23 protein-coding genes are annotated in these 19822 nt (G+C 70.4%); 9 read left to right on the top strand and 14 right to left on the bottom strand.

Features of this window, described 5'->3' with window-relative positions:
- Positions 1-11 precede the first annotated feature (11 nt).
- Entirely contained in the window at positions 12-1580 is a 1569-nt protein-coding gene (locus Vau01_RS56200; RefSeq protein ID WP_204010938.1) for a GGDEF domain-containing protein, read from the top strand.
- Positions 1581-1599: 19 nt separating this feature from the next.
- On the opposite strand, the gene Vau01_RS56205 is transcribed toward Vau01_RS56200, so the two are convergent.
- From Vau01_RS56205 to Vau01_RS56215, 3 genes are read right to left on the bottom strand one after another with little or no spacing between them, the layout of a single operon-like run.
- The gene (locus tag Vau01_RS56205) at positions 1600-2004 is read right to left on the bottom strand and encodes a hypothetical protein (RefSeq protein WP_204010941.1); all 405 of its coding nucleotides are present in this window, start codon (positions 2002-2004) and stop codon (positions 1600-1602) included.
- Positions 2005-2037: 33 nt separating this feature from the next.
- A complete protein-coding gene (locus Vau01_RS56210; protein ID WP_204010944.1) occupies positions 2038-2676 on the bottom strand; it encodes a hypothetical protein in 639 nt (212 codons plus the stop codon).
- Positions 2673-3512: an NAD(P)H-binding protein gene (locus tag Vau01_RS56215; RefSeq protein WP_204010947.1), complete on the bottom strand. Its 840-nt coding sequence runs from the start codon at positions 3510-3512 to the stop codon at positions 2673-2675. The genes Vau01_RS56210 and Vau01_RS56215 overlap by 4 nt, the downstream gene beginning before the upstream one ends.
- Positions 3513-3620: 108 nt before the next feature.
- Between Vau01_RS56215 and Vau01_RS56220 the strand changes: the two genes are divergently transcribed.
- Positions 3621-4235: a response regulator transcription factor gene (locus Vau01_RS56220; protein WP_444546059.1), complete on the top strand. Its 615-nt coding sequence runs from the start codon at positions 3621-3623 to the stop codon at positions 4233-4235.
- Here the strand turns inward: Vau01_RS56220 and Vau01_RS56225 are convergent.
- Together Vau01_RS56225 and Vau01_RS56230 are read right to left on the bottom strand one after the other, a co-directional pair.
- On the bottom strand, positions 4161-5981 hold the full coding sequence (locus tag Vau01_RS56225) for a sensor histidine kinase (RefSeq protein ID WP_204010953.1): 1821 nt from the start codon (positions 5979-5981) through the stop codon (positions 4161-4163). The two genes, Vau01_RS56220 and Vau01_RS56225, sit on opposite strands and share 75 nt — an antisense overlap.
- A gap of 290 nt (positions 5982-6271) precedes the next feature.
- Positions 6272-7408 carry an MFS transporter gene (locus Vau01_RS56230; protein WP_204010956.1) on the bottom strand — a complete coding sequence of 379 codons (1137 nt, stop codon included), beginning with the start codon at positions 7406-7408 and terminating at the stop codon, positions 6272-6274.
- Between the two features lie 209 nt (positions 7409-7617).
- On the opposite strand from Vau01_RS56230, the gene Vau01_RS56235 reads away from it, so the two are divergent.
- Complete coding sequence (locus tag Vau01_RS56235) at positions 7618-8157, top strand: hypothetical protein (RefSeq protein ID WP_204010960.1); 540 nt, start codon at positions 7618-7620, stop codon at positions 8155-8157.
- 37 nt (positions 8158-8194) lie between these two features.
- Here the strand turns inward: Vau01_RS56235 and Vau01_RS56240 are convergent, their stop codons facing one another.
- A complete protein-coding gene (locus Vau01_RS56240; RefSeq protein ID WP_204010964.1) occupies positions 8195-9184 on the bottom strand; it encodes a hypothetical protein in 990 nt (329 codons plus the stop codon).
- 181 nt (positions 9185-9365) lie between these two features.
- On the opposite strand from Vau01_RS56240, the gene Vau01_RS56245 reads away from it, so the two are divergent.
- Entirely contained in the window at positions 9366-10142 is a 777-nt protein-coding gene (locus Vau01_RS56245) for an aminoglycoside phosphotransferase family protein (protein WP_204010966.1), read from the top strand.
- Positions 10143-10165: 23 nt separating this feature from the next.
- Here the strand turns inward: Vau01_RS56245 and Vau01_RS56250 are convergent, their stop codons facing one another.
- Positions 10166-10510, bottom strand: a complete 345-nt coding sequence (locus tag Vau01_RS56250; protein WP_204010968.1) for a hypothetical protein — start codon at positions 10508-10510, stop codon at positions 10166-10168.
- Positions 10511-10641: 131 nt separating this feature from the next.
- Here Vau01_RS56250 and Vau01_RS56255 point away from each other — a divergent pair, with 131 nt between their 5' ends.
- Together Vau01_RS56255 and Vau01_RS56260 are read left to right on the top strand one after the other, a co-directional pair.
- Positions 10642-11292 carry an RNA polymerase sigma factor gene (locus Vau01_RS56255; RefSeq protein ID WP_204010970.1) on the top strand — a complete coding sequence of 217 codons (651 nt, stop codon included), beginning with the start codon at positions 10642-10644 and terminating at the stop codon, positions 11290-11292.
- Entirely contained in the window at positions 11289-12233 is a 945-nt protein-coding gene (locus tag Vau01_RS56260) for a CU044_5270 family protein (protein WP_204010973.1), read from the top strand. The genes Vau01_RS56255 and Vau01_RS56260 overlap by 4 nt, the downstream gene beginning before the upstream one ends.
- A 21-nt stretch (positions 12234-12254) precedes the next feature.
- On the opposite strand, the gene Vau01_RS56265 is transcribed toward Vau01_RS56260, so the two are convergent.
- Both Vau01_RS56265 and Vau01_RS56270 read right to left on the bottom strand, forming a co-directional pair.
- Positions 12255-12518 (bottom strand): response regulator transcription factor, encoded by a 264-nt coding sequence (locus Vau01_RS56265; protein WP_444546060.1) that lies wholly within the window; start codon positions 12516-12518, stop codon positions 12255-12257.
- A gap of 17 nt (positions 12519-12535) precedes the next feature.
- Positions 12536-12904: a VOC family protein gene (locus Vau01_RS56270; protein ID WP_204010976.1), complete on the bottom strand. Its 369-nt coding sequence runs from the start codon at positions 12902-12904 to the stop codon at positions 12536-12538.
- Positions 12905-12963: 59 nt separating this feature from the next.
- On the opposite strand from Vau01_RS56270, the gene Vau01_RS56275 reads away from it, so the two are divergent.
- A complete protein-coding gene (locus tag Vau01_RS56275; RefSeq protein ID WP_204010986.1) occupies positions 12964-13422 on the top strand; it encodes a MarR family winged helix-turn-helix transcriptional regulator in 459 nt (152 codons plus the stop codon).
- A 9-nt stretch (positions 13423-13431) separates the two neighbouring features.
- Here the strand turns inward: Vau01_RS56275 and Vau01_RS56280 are convergent, their stop codons facing one another.
- From Vau01_RS56280 to Vau01_RS56290, 3 genes are read right to left on the bottom strand one after another with little or no spacing between them, the layout of a single operon-like run.
- Positions 13432-15165 carry a glycoside hydrolase domain-containing protein gene (locus Vau01_RS56280; RefSeq protein WP_204010988.1) on the bottom strand — a complete coding sequence of 578 codons (1734 nt, stop codon included), beginning with the start codon at positions 15163-15165 and terminating at the stop codon, positions 13432-13434.
- A gap of 20 nt (positions 15166-15185) precedes the next feature.
- Positions 15186-15575, bottom strand: coding sequence for a peptidoglycan-binding domain-containing protein (locus Vau01_RS56285; protein WP_204010991.1), 390 nt, complete (start codon positions 15573-15575; stop codon positions 15186-15188).
- A complete protein-coding gene (locus Vau01_RS56290) occupies positions 15572-16804 on the bottom strand; it encodes a phosphodiester glycosidase family protein (RefSeq protein ID WP_204010993.1) in 1233 nt (410 codons plus the stop codon). Before Vau01_RS56290 ends, Vau01_RS56285 begins: the two co-directional genes overlap by 4 nt.
- A 159-nt stretch (positions 16805-16963) precedes the next feature.
- On the opposite strand from Vau01_RS56290, the gene Vau01_RS56295 reads away from it, so the two are divergent.
- A complete protein-coding gene (locus Vau01_RS56295) occupies positions 16964-18298 on the top strand; it encodes a DUF4303 domain-containing protein (protein WP_204010995.1) in 1335 nt (444 codons plus the stop codon).
- 30 nt (positions 18299-18328) lie between these two features.
- Here Vau01_RS56295 and Vau01_RS56300 read toward each other — a convergent pair whose 3' ends face one another.
- On the bottom strand, positions 18329-18751 hold the full coding sequence (locus tag Vau01_RS56300; protein WP_204010999.1) for a nitroreductase/quinone reductase family protein: 423 nt from the start codon (positions 18749-18751) through the stop codon (positions 18329-18331).
- 66 nt (positions 18752-18817) lie between these two features.
- On the opposite strand from Vau01_RS56300, the gene Vau01_RS56305 reads away from it, so the two are divergent.
- A complete protein-coding gene (locus Vau01_RS56305; RefSeq protein WP_204011001.1) occupies positions 18818-19321 on the top strand; it encodes a hypothetical protein in 504 nt (167 codons plus the stop codon).
- 28 nt (positions 19322-19349) lie between these two features.
- Here Vau01_RS56305 and Vau01_RS56310 read toward each other — a convergent pair whose 3' ends face one another.
- Positions 19350-19712 carry a nuclear transport factor 2 family protein gene (locus Vau01_RS56310; protein ID WP_204011004.1) on the bottom strand — a complete coding sequence of 121 codons (363 nt, stop codon included), beginning with the start codon at positions 19710-19712 and terminating at the stop codon, positions 19350-19352.
- Positions 19713-19822 lie beyond the last annotated feature (110 nt).

Below are 19822 nucleotides of genomic sequence, written 5' to 3' on the forward strand. Positions count from 1 at the left end.
AGGAAGCGAAGATGACGACGGCTGCACCGGTTGAGCGGCCGGACGGCATCGGCTGGGCGTTGCCGGTCGGCGTCGTCGTCGCCGCCACCGCTGTGGGGGCGACGATGGTCGGTGGCCGGGTGCAGACGCTGTTCCAGCCACTCGCCGAGCTGGTGCTGATCGTTCTACTGGCGTTGACCATGCGAGGGATCGCGACCCTGCCGGACCTGCCCAGGGCGACCGCGTCGTTCTGGCGCATCATGAGCCGCGCGATGTACGTCTACACCGCCGGCATGCTCGCCGAGCTGGTTTCAGACTGGGCACAGCTGTTCTTCGGCGTGCTCGGCCAGTCGATCGGCCGGCAGTACTTCTTCCCCGTCGCGGGTGCGGTCACGATCGTCGCGATGTTCCGGTACCCGACCACGGCCGTCACGTGGGCCCAGCGGGTGACTGTCGCGCTGGATGTGGCCAACGTGCTGCTCGGCAGCACGTGTTTCCTGTGGTTCTTCCTGATCGGCCCGTCGTGGGAGCCGTCCGACGGGCTCACCGACCTTGCCCCGGCGATTGTGGCGCCGTTGGTCACCCTCATGTCCGGTTTCGCGCTGGCGAAGGTCGCCATCGCCGGCGCCGGCATCATGGCCGGCCGCACCCTGGCGTGGTTCGCCGCGTGTGTGGGGTTGGCCGCGATCGGTAGCGCGTTTCAGGCGGACCAGGGCTCGTCGGCGGACCGGGTCAACGGCGTGCTGCTGGCCGGCGCCTTGTTGTGCGGGTTGGTCGGCGTCACCCACCAGTACCGGCGGGACAGGACGGTCCGGGCTCGCCTCGACGTCGGTCGGCGGCGTCGGCCGTTCAGTGTGCTGCCCTTCGGAGTGTCGATCGCGGCGCTGGCGCTGGTGATGGCCGTGATCGCGCCGGGCCTGGAGTGGCGGCGCGCCGGAGTTCTCGCGGTGTTCGCGCTGCTGGTGTGCACGGTGACGATCCGGCAGGTGGTCGCGCTGCGGGACAACGCGACGCTGTTGTCGCGCAACCACGAGCTGACGATCCAACTGCAGCGTCAGGCCTGGTATGACGGGCTGACCGGGCTGGCCAACCGCGTCCTGTTCGGGGAACGGGTGGCGCAGGCCGTGGACCGCTTCCGGGTCGACGGACGTCCGGTGGCTGTGGCGCTGATCGACCTCGACGACTTCAAGCAGGTCAACGACACTCTCGGCCACGCCGCCGGTGACGAACTGCTGCGCGAGGTGGCCGCCCGGCTCACCCGGGCGACGCGGAACGACGACCTGGTCTGCCGACTCGGCGGTGACGAGTTCGTCCTCATCGCGCACGATCTCACCCGGGCGGCCGCCGCCGACCTTGCGTCGCGCCTGGTCGACACGCTCGCCGAACCGGTACTCCTGGCCGCGGGGGCGGTCAACATCGGCGGGAGTGTCGGGATCGCGTTCACCACCGCCGACACCGCCGACACCGACGAGTTGCTGCACCACGCCGACCTGGCCATGTACGCGGCCAAGTCAGCCGGCAAGGCCCAGTGGTCGATCTTCGACCCGGACGAGACCCCGAACAGCCGGTCCACCCCGACGCGCCTGCGCGCCGGACAGTAGAAATCACAGTGCCGGTCCGCTACGCGGCACGGATGAGTCCGACGGCAAGGGCGACCAGCGCTGCCGCAATGAGTAGTGCCCCGCTACGGGTCAGCGTCGTGCCGGCCGAGCGGCTGCCGTCCCTGCCGACCGCCATGTGGACGAAGAAGCCACCCGACTGGGCCAGCACGCCGACGAGCAACATCACGCCGACCAGCCACTGCAGCCCATCGGAGAAGCCGGTGCGCGGCAGATAGAGCAGGTACACCAGGGTCAGCACCAGGAGTACGCCGGCGTGCGCGTGACCGGCCCGGAAGAAGCGTTCCCGGGACGCGCCGAGCCGGTCCCGGTCGGTGGTGATGAAGCGCAGCAGCGCGTGTCCGCCGAATTCGACCGTGACCAACGACAGGATCGCGACGATCGGCAGGATGTCGGTGGGTTCCATGGACTTCCCATCGCTTGACCGTGACTGGGCTTGTCATACGACGCCGCGGGCGAACTCCCGGCGCTGATAGCCGACGTGGCCGACGAGGGCCGCGAGGGCGAGCAGGACGCCGAGGCCGGCGGCCCATGGCAGCGCGAGCGCGTCGGCGCCGCGGACGGCGAGGCAGCAGGCGATGCCGAGAATCAGTGAGTTGAGTGCGCCGACCATGCTGGCCGCGGTGTACAGCAGCTGCCAGAACGACGGCCGCATACCCATGCTGCGCACCGCGGCCGCGGCCTCGTCCACATCGTCGGCATCGTCGGCATCGTCGGCGAGATCGGCGAACCAGACCGAACCGGGCGGACACTGGCGCGCGTACCAGTGCCGGATCCGTTGGATGCGGGCGAGGTATCGCATGCTCTCCACACCGGTCTGGACCAGGCGCACGAAGGTGAACCAGCCCAGGATCAGCACGGCGGGCAGTACCGCCGCGGCGAACAGGATGAAGCGGTCGCTGTCGTCAGCCACGAAGCCGAGCGCGATCAGTCCACTGGAGACCGCGCCCAGGTAGATCGACGCGCGGCCGTTGGCCTCGCCGATGGTGCCGCCGCGTGCGGTCTGCAGAACGAAGTGCTCGGTGGTGAGGATGGTGAGCAGGCTGGCGTCCGGCCCGGGTCGCGGTGTGTCGGTCATTTCCGGGCGGCGAAGGCCCCGACGTGTGCGGTGGCCCATTGCCGGAAGGTGCGGGGCGGGCGACCGGTGATCTCCTCGACGGTGGGGCGAACGGTCGACTCGTCGAGTGTGCCGTCGACGTAGAAGCGGAAGAACGCGTCGACGTACTCGGCCGGCATGGCGGCGGTCAGTTCGGCTCGCGCTTCGTCGGGCGACAACGCCCGCAGGGTCAGGTTCCGGCCGAGCACCGCGCCGAGCATGGCGAGCCGATCGGCGGGCAGCAGGGATTCGGGTCCGGACAGGTGGTAGATCCTGCCTTCGTGTGCGGGGGTCAGCAGGGCCCGGACGGCGACGGCCGCGATGTCGTAGGGGTCGATGTTGGCGACCCGTACGGTGGCGAACGGTTCGCGGACCACGTCACCGTCGCGGAGTTCGGGTACCCAACGCAGGGTGTTGGACATGAACGCGACGGGCCGCAGGAACGTCCACGGCAGACCGGATTCCCTGACCGCGGTCTCGGAGCGGGCCATGTAGCGGGAGATCGCGTTGTCCGGGTCGTTGTCACCGGCCGAGCCGCCGGAGAGCAGCACCACGCGCGCCGCGCCGGCCGCACGGATCCGGGCGAGTACACCCGGCATGTCCCGGAAGCCGGGCAGCAGGAACACCGCATCCACGCCGGCGAGGGCGGCGGCCAACGTCTCGGGCCGGTCCAGGTCGCCGGGAACGACCTCGACGCCGGGTCGTATCGACGACGTTGCTGCGGTGCGGCTGAGCGCGCGTACCGGCTCGTCGGCGTCGACGAGAGCGGCGGCGACTTCGGAGCCGACGTTTCCGTTGGCACCAGTGACAAGGATCATGAACTCTCCCTACGCTGCTGATGGCAGAACGATCCTCGCCCGCCGCCGCGCCCGTCCCCAGTGCCCCTGTACGCGTTTCGACCATGCATTTTTCATAGTCATGAGATCATGCTGGGCGTGATCCGGATCCTCCTCGCCGAGGACATGTCGCTGCTCCGCGAGGCATTGATAGAGCTGCTCGGCCAGGAGGACGACCTCGAGGTCGTAGCACGGGTCGGGTCCGGCGCCGACATCGTGCGGCAGGCACTACTACACCGGCCCGACGTAGCCGTCATCGACATCGATCTGCCCGATCAGGACGGCATCACCGCGACCGCCGCGCTCCGCGACCGGTTGCCCGGCTGCCGGGTCCTGATCCTTACCGCGCTGAGCGGTCCCGGCCAACTCCGCCGGGCACTGGCGGCCGGTGCGGCGGGTTTCCTCCCCAAAGACCTGCGGCCCGGAGACCTGGCCGACGCGATCCGCGCGGTCGCGGCGGGTGGCCAGGCCGTCGACCCCGCCCTCGCGCTGACCGCGCTCCGGACCCCGCCCAGCCCGCTCACCCAACGCGAGACCGAAGCACTGCGGCTCTCGGCCACCGGTGCCCAGCCCGCAGAGATCGCCGAGCGCCTCTTCATCGGCTACGGGACCGTCCGGAACTACCTCACCTCAGCGGTGACCAAGCTCGGTGCCCGCAACCGCATCGACGCCATCCGCATCGCCACCGAAGCCGGCTGGATCTGACCCGAACTCCGCGACCAACTCGAACCGACCGCCCGGTAGCGTTCCCGCCCGCAGACGTCCTCCCGCCCGTACCGCCATGCTCGCCAGCCCCAGGCCCTCCTGCGGCTGCGGAACATCCGCGACCGCGACCCCGTCATTGGTGACCGTCAGCCGCACCAGGCCGCCTTCCTCGACGATGTCGATCACACAGGTCCGTACCCTGCTGTGCCGCAGGACGTTGGTGACACTCTCCCGCAGCACGGCAGCCAGCGCGGTGTCGGCCTGCCGGGCGAGCGGGCCCGTCGACACCGTGATCTCGGCCGCTGCCCCGGCCGCTGCCAGCACCTCGCGAGCGGTGTCGATCTCCTGGGCCAGCTGTAGCCTGATCCGGCCGTCGGTGATCATGGCGAGCTCGCGGGCCGACCGCCCGACCAGTTCCCGCAGGGAAGCCAGCTCGGCGGCGGCCCGCCCGGGATCCCGGTCCAGCAACCGCAACGCCAGTTCCCCACGCAGCGCCACCGCCGAGAGGCTGAACCCGAGCACATCGTGCAGATCCCGGGCCATCCGGACCCGCTCCCGCGCGACCGCCTCGTCCGCCAGTTCGTACCGCGCCCGGTCCAGCACCACCACCAGTTCACCCAGTCGGGTCAGGCTGTAGACCAGGCCGCCGAGGATGAGGTCGGAAGCCAGGCTCATCGCGATCAGCGCGGGCGGAAGGACCGGCGGCAGCGTCCGGCCCAGCACGACGTGCAGGCCGAGCACCGACACGACGACCACCCACGAGGCGGGCGGCCGCAGTCGCAGCAGGCTCAGCCCGATGAAGAACCCCCACATCCCGTCCCATCCCCAGGCGGGCACCAGAAAGGAGCCCGGCCACACCAAGGGGAACGTCAGGACCGCGATTGCCACGAGCCGGTAGCGGAAATGCGGAACCAGATACAGCGTGACGATCGAGACCAGCACCGGCACGGCGACGAACAGCTGCACCACACTGACGGTCGCCACGTAGGCCGCTGCGGCCGTCGCCTGCATGAGCAGCACCCCGAGTAGCACGAACCGCGCGATCCGCGGCGACCCGAGTCCCGCCCCGTGCGCCGCCATGCCCGCCGTCCGATAGTTTGCCGCCGCCTCCCGGATCCGGGCCAGCGCCCGCCGGGCGAGGTCGACCGCCTCCCGGACCCCGCCGAGCCCCCCGGACAGCCGCTCGGCGATGACCCGCAGATCCCCGCCCACGACATCGCGGAGTTCCCCGTCCAACCGCAGCCGCTCGCGCAGCGTCGCCAGCCGGGCCAGCTCGCCCCGCGCCGTGGTGAGATCGCGGACCATCCCCGCCAGCGTGTGGAGGCTCAAGATGATCAACCCGTCGTTGACGGTCGCGGTCATCCGCCACAGCACGTCCGCCGCGGAATCTCCCGCCAGCAACCCACCGGCCAGGACAGCCCCGAGGAGAACAGCGAACAATGCGGCCGCCGTCCGACCCCGGAAGGCCACCAGGACCGCGACGGCCACCGTCCACGGCAGCCAGTCCCAGCCCGTACCGACCACCGCGAACGGCAGAGCCGCCAACCCCACGATGAGCGCCACCAGCCCGTACCGCACCCGTCCCGGCCACGACCGCCAGAGCAGGGCGACGAGCGGCGGGTAGGAGACCATGGCAAGCAGCAGCGCGCCCGCCCCCCACCCATGCGCGATCCCGCTCAGCAGCCGGACGACGACGATCAGCCCCAGCGCGATCCACATCATCGCCCGCGCCACCCGCGGTTGCATCCCTTCCACGGTGGGTGATCAGCCCTGATCAACTGGTCGGAGTTGGGCAAACGGCCGGATCTGCACGAGCAAGATCGTACGGGCGGACCGCGCTGACGCCACTCGCCGGCGCTCGACGCGACCGGACACCGCCCGGCGTTATCGGGCCCGGGTCAGGCGGCGTACGCCTTGCGTAGTCTCGTGCCCGTGTCTGACAAGTCGGAGCGACGAGCAGCGCGCTCGGTAATCGCGGAGTACCACGAAGTCGAGTTGGGAAACCTGCTCGCCCGCGTCGCAGAGGCCGTCGATCGCTACCGCGAAGGTGCGCTCGACGCCTTCGACGTCGATCTCGTGGCGAGGAGATATGTCGACGTCGCCGCCAGGGCGAGCACCACCAGGCAGGGTGCCAGGACGTCGGCGCCGAACCGGCCGATGAGGACCCCGATCACCGCCGGGATCGTGGCGGCACCCGCCGATCCGGCCGCCACCTGGAATCCGATCACCCGGTCGGCGTGGTGCGCGCCGACGCGGTCCTTCGTGGTGAGGGTCAGCAACGGGAACACCGGTGCCGCCGCCAGCGCCAGCATGAGGATCCCGGCCGCCGCGGCCCGCCCCGGTAGGAACAGGAGGGCGGCGCCGGCGGTGAGGCCACCGAAGCAGGCCAGCAGCATCGGACGCGCACCGGTGCGGTCGGCGATCGGGCCGAGCGCTACGCGTCCCATGACGAGCGTCAGCCAGTAGGCGGACACCAGCAGCGCGGCGGACGCGGGCCGTAGCCCCCGGGCGCCGGTCAGGTAGGTGTACGCCCAGAGCGAGGCGCTCGCCTCCAACCCGGTGTACACCGCGAACAGCGTCACCCCGGGCCAGGCCCCGCGCACCGGGAACCATCCGTCACTCGCGCGCCGCGCCGCCGGGATCGGTGCGACCCATGACCGCGCTGTCACCATGAACGCCAGGGCGAGCACGCCCTGGATCGCGGCGACGGCGCCGAACGCCCACCGCCACGACAGGCCCAGACCGGCTGTACCGCTGACGATGAGCGGCCCGCACGCGGCACCCACCCCGTAGCACGCGTGCAACCAGGTGATCCGCCGCGCGCTGAACCGGCGGGCGACGTGCGCGTTGAGTCCCGCGTCGATGGCGCCCGATCCGACGGCGAACAGGCACGACGCGGCCACGACCACCCAGAACGCGGCGGCCAGGCTCTGGATGAACAGGGCGGTTGCGGCCAGCGCCGTGCTGACCGTGAGCAGCCAACCGATACCGATGCGGCCGAGCACGAACCCGGTCGCCGAACTCGACAGCATCGAGCAGACGACCGCGAACGGCAGCATCACCCCGAGCGCGCCGATCGGCACACCGAAGTCGAGCCGCATCGACGGCCAGGCAACGCCGAGCACGCCGTCGGGAAGAGCGATTGCAAAGAAGGCGAGAAACGCGACAAGCATGGAGACCTTCGAGGGCAGCATCGCGCGGCGACACCACACCGTGGACCCCGCCCGGTAGGCGAAGCTCCAAGTTCAGAGGCGCGGCACGCGCGACTGATCGGAAAGGGGACCGGTCAGCGCGTGCCCGGCTGCCCGGGTCGCACCTCACATCCCCTGCTGCTCCTCGACACGGACCCATCCTAGCGGCGCTGGCGGGTACGCTCCCGGCTGTGTCAATCGCCGACGACGGTGGCTGGTCGTTCGACGCTGCGCGGGAGCCGGCACAGTTCGCTGCGGCAGTGGATCCAGGGTCTCCCGGCGTGGAGCATGCGCTGGACGACGAGCAGACGTTGTGCAGCATCCCGGCCGGCACAGTCACTGTCTATCGCCACCTGTTCCGGTCGAACCACCCGGCAGCCTGCCCCGCTTGCCGCCTTCATGCGGCGGCCGCGCCGACCCGGCCGAGCGCGCAGGAACGGCTTCACGATCGGGTCCTGGCGGCTGGTCCGGGTTCCATGAAGGACGAGCTGCTCGCCGCACTGCGCCGCGGCGGCCCGATCAAGATCTGGGTCAACGGGCCCGGCGTGAGGCTGGGACAGCACTACGGCCGTGCGGGTCAGATCGTTGAGGGCGGTCCAGCGGCCGCGGCGGCGTGGAGCACCAACGAGCGCGTAGGCATCGCCAGGGTCATCACGGAGGATTGTCAGTTCGTCGTCGTGTTGCCTGACGAAGGCCCACCGTCGATCGCCCGTGCCGGGCTTGATCGTTAGCGACAGCCCGCCATCGGCCCATGCCGCTCCGTGTCACCTATTCCATGACGCTCAGGCCGTACATCCGTGGGTAATGTCTCGGCGGTTCCCACAGAAACTCCACCGACGAGTCGTTGGCATCGGTGACGCCGGCTGCCAGCACGCTGTTGACGATGAGGTCGGCGAGCACGGTCCCGTCGGCGTCGTGCGGAGCAATCCACTCCGGGTATCGGCCGAGTTGGAACGGTCGCCACCCGAAGACGTCGTCAGGCGGTTCGCTCGTGGGTTGCCAGCCGAGCGAGGCGGGGTCGGCGACAAGGTCGAGTGTGCCGTACACGCACAGCCGGTCGCGGGAAAGGATGTCCACCCATGCGGTCTTGCCGACGGAGACGGTGGGGAAGAACCGGAAACTGACGGTGGTGCCCAGTGCGGCGGTTGTCGTCGGCATCGCGGTCAGCAGCCGGGCGAACTGCTCGCGCAAGATCTCCCAGTCGTCGACCAGCCAGCCGCCGGGCATGTTCAGCCCATCGAGGTACCCGTCGCGATGGAGCAGGTGGAAGCCGTGCACGGTGTGCGGCGTGGTGGACCGGACCGCTTCGACCCGGTGCCGCTCGACGATCTCCCGGGGTTGCAGGGCGATCGTGACGCTGCGGTCCTCGAACCTCAGGTCGAGCAGCCGGTCCGGGCCGCGCCATTGGCGGAACGGCCCGCCCCAGGGCGAATGCGGCTCGTACCGGCCGTCGAACAGAATGTAGTGGCCAGCGGCCGTCGACTCGCCGAACTCGTCGCGTAGTTCCTTGCCGGCGCGCCGAAACTCCGCGCTCGCGGTAGCCGCGTCCGGGTGCGGTCCGCTCAGCGGCACCGACAGCGCGATGTACGTGTCGTTGCCGGGTGCGGTGTGCAGCACGCCGTCGCCGGTCGGCAGTCCGGTGCTGACCTGCTCACCCTCGATGCGCCAGCCCCGGGCGGTGCACATCGCTTCGAGGTCGTCGGGGGTCCACGATCCAGGATCGGCTTCCTGCCACAACCAGCGCGCAACGTCGATCATCGGCATGAATGCTACCGGGCACGATCAACACGGGTGCGATTCAGAGACGAGACCGTAGGCGAAGGTGGGCCCCAACGGCTCGTACGCTTGGCCGGTGCAGCCGGACGCGGGGGACCTGATCAGGTCGGTTGCCGCACGCTGGCCGCAGGCCGATGTCGGCGGTGCGGTCGTACGTCGTGGGATGTCGCATGACGTCGTTGTGGTGCCGGGCTTTGCCGCGGTGCGGTTTGCCCGCACCGTTCAGGCCGAGGTTGAGTTGCGGCGAAGTGCCACGCTGTTGACCGTCCTGGCCGACGCACGGTTGCCACTCGCCGTTCCGCGGCCGGTGGGAGCGATCGAGGCGCTCGACGGAAGGACCGCCTTGGCGACGACCTTCGTTGCGGGCAAGCCACGCCCGGTGCCCGAGCCCGGACTGACCGATCCGGCGGTGCTACGCGACGCCCTCGACGCCATCGCCGCTGTTCCGTTGGACGGCATCTCGCATGCCATCGGACCGCCACGTGCACCCGCCGGCGGAACCGAATGGGCCGACGAGGCTCGCCGGCATCTGCTCCCGCGCCTGAACCCGCCGGCCGCCCGGCTGGTCACCCGCAGCATCGACGAGGCGAGCGCGCTGGCTGCACCGGCCACGCCGGTCCTCGTCCACGGTGACCTCGCCGGCACCAACCTTCTCTGGCAGGCCGACCGGCTCGTGGGCGTACTGGATTGGGATCTCGCCTTCGCCGGTGACCGGGCCTACGACATCGCCTGCCTCGCCGACGGGTTCGGCTGGACCGTGCTGGAGACCCTGTTCGACAGTGCCACCATCGACCGGGCCCGCATATACCGGGACGTGTTCCTCGTCGAGTCCTACCTCGCACACCATCGCCGCGAGGCAACCGGCGCCGCCGACCAGATCCTCGAGATGCTCCACCGCCAGACCCGCCACGGAACCACAGCACCACCGACCCCGGGCTAGCGCCTCGGCGGGTGTCAGCGGTGTCATGGCGTCTCCCGGCCGTGGAAGAGCGTCTCGATCATCGTTCGCATCGGATGGGTCAGCGGCGCCCCGCCGGAGTCCAGACCAGGCGCCGGAATCTCCTTCCAACCGGCGATCTGCTCGTGCCTGCCGTCAGCGGTGGTGGCCCACACCTCGGTGTCTGCCGGCCGCCAGATGATCAATGCGTCCGGGTGATGGGTCAGTTCGACCGTCATGGCATCCGAGCCTCGGAACGTCAGCACGACCTTGGTCGTCGCGGGCAGTGCGTAGGACATCCCCTCCGGCTCGATCGCGACCTCGAACGGGTGGCTGTCCGCCGGGGCGGAGATGGCGATCTGGAACTCCATCCGCGCATCCTGACAGCTGTGGCGCGTCACCGTGCCGCTGGCCGCCGCGGCGCACTGTCAACCGGGTCCCTGTGGCCGGTGTCACAGGAACTCGATCGTCGGTGCGGACAGTTCCAGGTGTGGAGAGAAGCATGCGTCTTCCTGAGCGACAACGTGTGTGCGCCGGGGATCCGGAGGTCTTCCGGGAGCTGTTCGTCGAGCACGCCCGTTCGGTGTACAACCACGCGTTCCGGCTGACGGGCACCTGGTCGACCGCTGAGGACGTCGTGTCCCTGACCTTCCTGGAGGCGTGGCGGCTGCGGGAACGGGTCGACGCCGGTCCCGACGGCGGCGGGTCGTTACGGCCGTGGCTGCTGGGCATAGCCACCAACGTCGCGCGTAACGTCCGACGGGCCGCCCGGCGGCACGACGGTGTGCTGGCCCGGCTACCACGGGCCGAGCCGGTACCCGACCCCGCCGACGAGGTCGCCACGCGTATCGACGACCGTGACCGGCTGGCCCGGGTGGGTGTGGCGTTGGCGGCGTTGCGTGGGCCCGAGCGTGAGGTGCTGGCGCTGTGCGTGTGGGCCGGCCTCGACTACACCGAGGCGGCGCGGGCACTCGGCGTCCCGGTCGGCACGGTGCGGTCGCGGCTGTCCCGGGCCCGCGCCCGGCTGGCCAGGCTCGTCGCCGCCGGAAAGCTGCGCCCACCCGACGAAGACGGGGAACCGCCTGCCGGCTCCGGACAGGTACATGGTGGCCGCGACATCGTGGCCCTGCTCGCTCAGGAGAGAGTCCGATGAACAGATCCCCGAACCGGTCCGACGCGGATGTGCGCGAGGAACTGGCCCGGCTGGTGCCGGGAACGGTGGAACGGGACCTTCCGAGCGACCGTCACCACCAACTGCAGGAGTTCGTGATGAGCGAGATCCACCGTGATCGACGCACCACCCGGGCCCGTCCACCGGTGCGGCGGCCCGTCCTCGTCACCGCGGCATTGACCGCCGCGGCGGCGATCGCGGCGGTCGTCGGTGTCACGGCGACGGGAGGTTCCGGCGACAGTCCGCCGCCACCCCGCCAGACAACCGCGACGCTGTCCGGGCCGGACCTCCTGCTCGCGGCCGCGACCACCGCACAGCAGCAGCCGGACGGCACCGGAACCTACTGGTACATCAAAACGGTGACGACGGACGGGACCCGGTGGGAGTACTGGTTCGACCGCGACGGAAAGGCCTGGTACCGCACCCCCAAGTTCGGCGACCGGCCCGTCGCGTCGCCCAACAACGCTGGATTCACCGTCGGCGCTCACAATGTGAGCCTTCAGCAGATCCAGAACCTGCCGACCAGCCCTGACGCGCTGAAGGCGTGGGTCACCACCGCGGTCGAGAACAGCGGCATCAGGAACAGCGGCGGCCCGCTGGACGCCGACGGTCGGGCCGAGCACGTCTTCTACGGCCTCATCTCACTGGTGTCCCAGCTGCCGGCGCCGCCGAAGGTCCGCGCTGCCGCGTTCCAGGCCATCGCCGCCTATCCGAACGTCACCAACCTCGGCCCGGTCGACGGCGGGACCGGACTGCGGATCACCCTCTTCGACGACCTGCAGGTGCAACTGGTCATCGACCCGGCGACCACGCGGGTCCATCGGAGCACCTTCGTCGTCCTGCCCGAGGGAGGGCTGTACATGGCCGGAGAGGGCGGATCCATCGCCCTGACCACCGAGTGGACCGACACTCTGCCGCAGTAGGCACGCGAGCCGAGCGACGGGTCAGGCGTCGCGTCGTCCCGGGACGATCAGGCCGGTCTCGTACGCGGTCACGACGGCCTGGGCGCGGCTGGACAGGTCGAGCTTGGACATCAGCCGGGTCAGGTGGGTCTTCACGGTGGCCTCGCTGACGAACAGCGTGCGCGCGATGGCGGCGTTGGATCGGCCGGTGCCGACCAGGCGCAGGATCTCCGTCTCCCGGGCGGTCAGCGGCGCCAGCTCCGGTGCGGCGGAACCTCGCCGTCGGGGCCCGCTCAGAACGCGCACCGGTGGCGGTTGGCCTGTCAGGCGCGGTCGTGGAGAGTGATCCGGTAGCCGTCGGGGTCGGCGAAGGTGAAGGTCCGGCCGAAGGGGCCGTCGATCGGTGCGGAGACGATGGTGTGACCGTCGGCGGCGAGGGCGTCGTGAATGGCCTGGACGTCTGTGGCGTGGAGCCAGATCGCGGCACCGATGCCGGGCTGGGCAACGGATGCGAGGTCGGTGCCGGGAACGACGTCGCGGAGTGCGAACGCGATCGGCTTGGTGTCGAAGACGACGGCGTGCGGAGGTCCGGCCGGCGAGCGGACGAGGCCGAGGTACCGCTCGTAGAACGCCTGCGAAGCGTCGAGGTCGCGCGCTTGGAGCGAGATGAAGTCGGGGCCGGTGGCGGGCATGATGCTCCTTCGTTCGTGTCAGTTGTCTGACACGAGACACCGTATGTCAGAATGCTGACATGAGTCAAGACGGTGTCGGCGTCGACCTGGAGACGTCACTGGGCTACCTGCTGAAAGAGGCGTCGAGCGCCCTCCGCGTGGCCATGGAGGAGGTGCTGCGGCCGCTCGGGATGAACGTGACGCGGTACGCCTGCCTCGAACTGCTGGCTCAACGGCCGGGCCTGTCGAACTCCGAGCTCGCGCGGGGCGCGTTCGTGACCCGGCAGTCGATGAACGTGCTGCTACAGGCCCTGGAACGGGAGGGCTACGTGACCAGGCCCGCGGAGGCACCCGTCGGAAAGGTTCTTCCCACGCGGCTCACCCCCCGCGGGCGGCGGAGCCTGGAGAAGGCGACCGTGGCGGTCCGCTCCGTCGAGGTCAGAATGCTGGCCGGCCTGAGCGAGACCGACCAGTCAAAGGCGTTCCGGATCCTGCGGAGCATGATCCATTCCCTGCGCGACGGCGACGACGGTGCATAGCTCGTTCGCCTACTTTCCGGTCTGCAGTGCGGTCCAGGTCTGCTGGCCGACGACACCGTCGACGGACAGGCTGCGGGAGGTCTGGTAGTTGCGAGCCGCTTCCTCGGTCAGGGGTCCGAACTGGCCGTCGATGGTGACGGTGCGGGAGAGCGCGGCGGTCAACGCGCGCTGCAACCGGTTGACCGCGGGTCCGGTTGATCCGTTCTGCAGCAGCGGTGTGTCACCGAAAGCGAGCAGCGCGGTCCAGGTGTGCGAGTCGACGGTGCCGGTGACGGGCAGTCCGCGGGCCTGTTGGAACGACTGGGTCGCCGCGACCGTGCCGGCGTCGAACGTGCCCGTCGGTCCGTCCGCGCCCGGTTGGTGGCCGGAGTTCTCCAGCAGGCACTGGGCGGCGCGTACCGGGCCGCCGGTGGCGCCGGCGGCGAGTGCCGGGTAGGCGGTGAAGTCGAGGGTGACGGTGAGGCACGCCGCCGGCGGTTCGGGGGTGGCTGCCGCGACGTCCAGGAAGTTGCGGTCGATGTTCAGCGTCGCACCGCCCCACGTCTCGGAGACGTTGCCGGCGTACTGGTGGATCCGCTGGTGGTCGGCCCACCGCGTCGACGGCACGTACGACCCGGTGTTCGTGTCCGCGGCGTTGTTCCACCAGGCGAACCAGATGTGGTCGACGCGGGTGTAGCTCGCGTCGTCGTAGGCGTTGGAGGCGTCCCGGATACCCGAGGAGGCGCTGGAGTAGACGCCCGACAGGTATCCCAGCCCGTGCAGCGCCTCGGTCCAACCGGACAGGTACGACAGCACCGCGGCCCGGCAGGAGGCGGTCGACGTGTAGCCCTCGATGTCGCTGTAGATGGCGCTGCCGGTCGGGATGCCGAGAGCCTGTGCCGCTCGCGCGGACGTCGCGGCCGCGTCGCTGCCCTGCGAACGCGCGGTCGCCGGGGTGCTCGAGATCCGGCTGCTGAAGCTCGTGCACGGCGCCTGCCGGCCGACGTCGATCGGGATCAGGCGCCAGCCCTTGGTCACCTGGGTCGACACCCAGGAAGCGGTGAGGTTCGGCTGGGCGCAGGCCCGCGATCCGCCGCTGATGTAGACGCCGATCGCCCGGTACGGCGAGGCGGACAGCCACTTGTCCATAGTGGACTGTGGTGGTGCCGTGCACGCGTCGAACCCCTTGCCGCGGAACGTACCTGGCTGCGGCGTCGTCACCGCCGCGGTCCCGGCGGGGGACCGCGGGGGAATCGTCGCGGCGCGCCCACCCGTGGTCAGGCGCGCGCTCATCAGGATGCTCCGTACGGTCGGCTCGGCGTCGGGCGTGTGCAGGGCCGTCACGAGGACTCCGGCGGTTTCGACCGCCACCTGGATGGACCCGTCCCGGGTCACGGCCGACGGCGGCACCGCGCCGGCGGCCACCACGGCGACGTCGTCGGTGATCCGCTCGGCGACGGTGCCGTCCAACGGTTCGACGATCAGGCCCGCCGTGCGACCGGGCAGCCTGGCCGGGCAGGTCGACTGGTCACCGGGATGGCCGAGGTAGACCGCCGGCGTGTCGAACCGTGCACAGGCATCGGGGGACTTGGCCAGGTCGACCACCCGCCAGGTGGCCGGGATCTCCACGCGGTAGCCGTGGTAGGACACGACGGTGGTGTCGACCGTCGGGGTGGGAACCGACGCGGACACCGGCGCGGGTATCGACATCGGCGCGGCGAGACCGGCGAGGAGTACGCCCGCTACAACTGCTTTCCAGCCCATCACGCAGTCCTTCCGTGGACCTATCTACCGGCTTGCAGCGCCGTCCATGTCAGGGGGCCGACGATGCCGTCGGCGCCGAGGCTTCGTGCGGTCTGGTAGTCCCGGACCGCCTGCTCTGTCAGCGGCCCGAACTGCCCGTCGGCGCTCACCGTGCGGGACAACGCGGCGGTGAGTGCCCGTTGCAGGCGGGTGACCGCGTACCCGGTGGAGCCGACGCGCAGCGTCGGAGTGTCGCCTGTGGACAGAAGCGCGGTCCACGTGTGGGAGTCGACGATCCCGGTCGCCGCGAGTCCCCGATCCTGCTGGAACCGCGTGGTGGCCGACGTCGTACCGACGTCGAACGTGCCGGAGGGGTTGGCCGCACCCGTATCGAATCCGGCGTTCTTCAGGAGGCACTGCGCGGCGGTCACGGTGTTTCCGGTCGCGCCGGAGGAGAGCCGGGATAGCTGGTGAAGGTCAGGTTGGCGGTGACGCACGCGGCGGGCTGTGCGGTGGAGACGAAGCCGATTCCGTTGGGCACCGGGCGCTGCGCACCGTCGGAGGGGGTGTTGCGGACGGAGACGCCCGTCGCACCCGGCATCCGGGCGACCAGTGTCGTCGACCCGCCGCCGTCGAGGTTGAGCGCGTCGTCCGCACCGAGGGACTTCATGTAGTTCGCCAGTTCCACGTAGGTCATTCCGACGCTGGCGGTGGACCGGCCGTCGACGACGACCAGCCACATCGTGAGGCCGTCGGCGGAGAATCCGATGGCGGTGCGCGGGTTACGCGGGTGCGATGTCGTGGTGACGACGCCGTCGCGCACCAGCACGAGGTTGCCACCGATCGCCACCTGCGCGCCGTCTCCGCCACGCGGCCGGTAGTTCACCGAGACCGGGTCGCCGACCGTCAGCGCGGCGAGGGCGTCGGCGCCGGCGTCGACACCGAGAACGACGACGGTGCCGGTGGCGACCTTGCCGCCGGGGCTCGTGCCGACCCTGGTGACCGTGCCGCCGGTGACCTCGATCTCGCGGGACCGGGTCGCCCCGTCGAGCACCTGGCTGCGCGGCTGGTCGCCCCACAGCGGGTTGTAGATGCCGATCCCGTTGGCGGCGAGGTTCGGCGAGTTGAGGTTGGTGGCGGTGCGTGTGACGCCGCCGGGCAGGGTGATCGTGGCATCGAGGAAGATGTCGGCGAGCCCGCCACGGCTGCCCGCGCCGTTGGCGTACAGCGCCGCCGCCTGGTTCCAGCCGGAGGCGGGGCCGTTGAGCAACGTGCCGTTGTCGATGCCCACACCGCGCGGCGCCCCGGTGGCACCGATGTCGAAGAAGTCCCCGTTGACCGCGGCCACGGCGCCGACCCGGTTGGCCTGCGTGGTCAGGGCCGTGGTCGCACCGACCGTGCCGGGGTTGAGGTACTTCGGCTTCAGGGTGGGCTCGGACAGGTCCGCGGTCAGAACGTTGACCACGTTGGGTCCGCTGGCGGTGGTGTCGCGGAGGGTGAGGCCGGGTGCGAGCGTGGTCGTGACGAGCGTGGTCGGAGCGGCGACGACGGCGGGCGACGGCGGGATCGGATCGGCGCGCGCCGCGACCGGCGCCGCGCCTCCGACCAGCAACGCCGTGACGGCGACGGCCGCGAACGGCAGCCGGCCACTCGGCCACAAGGCAGCGCCAACTCGCCTGGATCTCCGCACCTGGTACCCCCGTCACCACGATGATGAAATCATGATGATCGATGGATGGCGCGAAGAACAGCCCCAACGCGCACTGATGTTGGTCAATGTCGCCCGGGTCGCCGGGGCATTGCCGCTATGGTCGTCGCCGTGACACGGTTCGATTGGCGGGCGCTGGAGAACGACCTCGCCGACGCCCTCGTGCGCGCCGTCTCCGCGCTTGTCGCCGACCGCCACGACGAGCGGTTCTACGCCGCCGCGCTGTGGCTGCTGTACCGCGAGACCGACGGGCCGATCCGGCTGCCGATGCTGGCCGTCAACACCGAACAGGCACTCGGCCGGCTCCCGGCCGACGAGCGGGACGACCTGCGGTGGAGCCCTGCCGACTGGGAGTACGACGACGTCGACTGGCTTTCGGGCGACGTCGCTCGGCGGTGGGAGCACGACCTCGCCGCCCACGCCCGCCGGGGCACCGTCGCGCAGTGGGACGCGACGTTCGATCGTTTCGTCACCGCGCTGGTCACCGTGTGCCGGCGGGCTCGCCGCGGCCTCGGCGGCCTGCCGGTGGTGGTGCTCGACGCGGAGCTGCACGCGACGGTCGTCCCGCGGATCCTGACGAAGGCGGAGACCCGCCGGATGTTCCCGGAACTCGACGAGCAGACCCGGGCCCGGTCCGAGCTCGCCGCGCTGCCGCCGGACCGGCAGGCCGCGCACCTGGTCGGGCTGCTCGGCACGTTCGACGGCCCGATCGGGAGCGAGGACGCCGAGACGGCTCTTCGTGACCTCGGACCGGCCGCCGTGCCGGCGCTGCTGCCGCGGCTCACCGTCGACGGGGAGGGCTGGCAGGCGGCGAAGATACTCGCCGACATCGGCCTGGCCGACGACACCGTCGTGCAGGCCCTGGCCGCAGCGCTTCACCGCACCAACGGAGCGGACCGGTCCTGGGTGGCGTCGGCGCTGTCCCGGCTCGGCCGGCTCGACATCGTCCTCGCCGCGCCGGGGCCACCCGGCGACGTCGCGACCGCGGTCACCGCCCCGTACCGGAGCTTCCGGGACCACGCGTCGGCGCCGCGGCCGCTGGACTACGCGCCGCTGGAACGGGCGATCGAGGACCGTCCGGACCTGCTGGCGATGCTGGAGTCCGAGTTGTCACCGGGCACGCCGATGTGCCAGATCGGTGCCGCCGAGGTCGACGAGGCGCTGCGCGGAACCGGGTCGCCGCATCCGCTGGTGCGCCGCCATGCCGTCACCGTTCTCGGCGAGCGGCGCCTCGGTGCGGCCGCCGGCCGTCGGGTGCTGCCGGTGCTGGCGCGCCGCGCCGCCGACGACCCGGACCCGGTGGTGCGGCGGTTGTCGGTTCTCGGGCTGCGGTGGTGGGGCCGCCAGGGCCAGGCGTACCTGGACGTCGGCCGTACCGCGTGCGGCGACCCGGACGGGTCCGTCCGGGTGGCCGCACAGGGCTGGCTCGACGAGGCCGGCGGCTGAGCGCCGAGAGACCTGAGGCGACCGGCCGGATCAGCCGGCCGGCGGTACCTGCAGCCGGACGACCGGGAACTGGCGGTCGGTCTTCTTCTCGTACTCGGCGGCGTCCGGCCAGTAGGCGCGCCAGGTCCCGTAGAGGTCTTCCCAACGCGGATCGCCCGGGCGGACCACGTCGTAGTCCACGCTGAGCGTGGCCGGGCCGAGCTCGATCGTGGCCGGGCCGGTGGCGGTCTCCAGGTTGGCCACCCACTGCGGGTCCTCCGGCGCACCACCCATGCTGGCGCAGACCACGTACGCGTCACCGGCGGGGGCGGCGACCAGGGGAGTGACGAACTCCTTGCCGGAGCGCCGTCCAACGTGGTGCAGCAGGACCAGGGTCTTGCCCTCCCAATGCATGCCGACGACGCCGTCGTTGGCCCGGAAGATGTCGATGATGTTGTCGTTGAAGGACGGCATGAGCACAGGCTAACCGAGTGATCATCTGAACGAATCTCGATCATCGACCGTCGGTATCGTCTGGACGTGAACACGATCGAGTTTCGTGCGGTCCTGCTCCCGGTTGCCTGGGAGCCGAGCAGATGGCCGGTGGTGGACATCGCCGTCGACGGTGTCTCGCTGATTCAGCGCGTCCGGGAGTTGGAACTTCCGTACGCAGAAGCCGAGGAGATCGAACGCGCTAGTGAATTTGCGGATCTCCCGCCTGGGACACTCGCACAGGAACTCGCGGGAAACTACATGCCCCTTTCGACGAACTTCGCCTGGCCCAGCCGCCACTTTCTCGGTGAGCGTCTCGAACTGCCTCATGGCGGGGATGAGGGCGAAACCATGGTGTTGGGGTGCACCTGCGGCATCAATGACTGCTGGGCGCTTCTGACCAGAGTCGTCCTGACGGAGCAAACGGTGACCTGGTCGGGATTTCGGAACAACAGCCGCAATTGGGATCTCAGCGGGCTTGGGCCACTCGTATTCAACCGCTCGCAGTATGAAGATTCACTTCGTTCATCCGGGAATGACATGGCCGCGTAGCTCGTGAGGCGACCGGCGCCCGGAGAAATCATTCCCGTTGGAATGTGCCTACTTCGGCGACCTTGATCCACCGACCGTCACGCTTCTCGAAGGTGTCGATGCCCGCGTAGCGGAACCGGAGTTCCTCGCCGTTCTTGGTGCGCCGGACCCGGACGGACACGATCATCCAGGCGAGGCTGGCATCGCGGGAGACGCTTACGATCGGCGGCTCGACGTCGTCCCATTCGTGGTACGTCGCGCCGTCGAAGTACTCCGTGAACGTGCGCACACTCTCCTCGCGTCGACGGCGTTCGACCCGCGCGTCCCGAACGTTGATCCGCTCGTCGGCGTCGTGGGCGAGCAGCTGCTCGACGTCCGTCTCGAAGTGCGCCCGGCGGACTCGTGCGTGCAATTCGAGCAGTGCGGAGCATTCACGGTCCAGGTCTTGTTCATCAAGGGCCACAGGGCTGAAGCCTACTTCGTACCCGGTGGTCGGCCCTCGAGCCGGTCGTCGTCAATGCT

The sequence above is a fragment of the Virgisporangium aurantiacum genome, from assembly GCF_016863635.1.
GTDB classification, from domain to species: Bacteria; Actinomycetota; Actinomycetes; order Mycobacteriales; family Micromonosporaceae; genus Virgisporangium; species Virgisporangium aurantiacum.